We start from the raw sequence: 784 nt of genomic DNA on the forward strand, positions 1-784 counted from the left end.
TTATGATTTGATTTTACTTTTTGGGAGGTTTTGTTCTTCGATCTTTCAGCTCCATGTCTAGGAGTAGAGGTTTTGTCTAAGTCTAGATCGATGTCATTATTTGAGTTTCCAAGTACACTAAAGCTGTTTAAGGTATCAATACATCTATTTTGCAGTAGATTAGAGTTAAGATTATGTGTACCGCAGTTTAAGCAAATCCAAGTTGTTTTATTGTTTTTAAAGGTTTTTTTCAAGTTAAATAAACTAAAGTGGGTCCAGGTGCAACAGCTGTCACACTGGATGATCCTTTCATTTTGAGATTGGGGATTTACTTTTGTTTTAGGCCCTGGATTTTGTTCAATGTCACCAGCTTGCAGGATTAATAGTACTACTAATATTGATTTTTTGTTCTTAAGACAGTTAATTTTGATGAGCTGGGTATTACTTCTAAATCTAGGTTTTGAGTTGAAGGTAAACATTCCGGGTCTAAAGTTACTGGTTGATATCAGGGATAGTTGCCTACTTAACACTACATTTTCTAGAGGATTCAAATAGTTGCTAAAGTTTAAGCATATGAGCAGAGTGACAACAAACATTTTGGTAAAGGTATAGTGATGACTGGTGGGGCCGGCCATTTTTTAGCTTTATTTTGGTACAAATCTCTAGATTGTATCTCTAGATCTAGATCTAGATCTAGTTCTAAGTTCTAAGGGTTTCAATGATACAGTTGGCCTAACTTTATTGTACTAGATCTATATAAGTTGGGTAGATCTAAGCCTTCAGATTTAGTTTTTATTAGGTTTAA

At 34.1% G+C, this 784-nt stretch carries 1 protein-coding gene; it reads right to left on the reverse strand.

The annotated features are described in order from the left end of the window. On the reverse strand, nucleotides 1-458 hold a 458-nt coding region (locus F0L74_RS33760), incomplete at its 3' end, for a PHD finger domain-containing protein (RefSeq protein ID WP_213087184.1). Nucleotides 459-784: the final 326 nt, after the last annotated feature.

This window comes from Chitinophaga agrisoli (genome assembly GCF_008386695.1).
In the GTDB taxonomy this organism is placed as follows: Bacteria; Bacteroidota; Bacteroidia; order Chitinophagales; family Chitinophagaceae; genus Chitinophaga; species Chitinophaga agrisoli.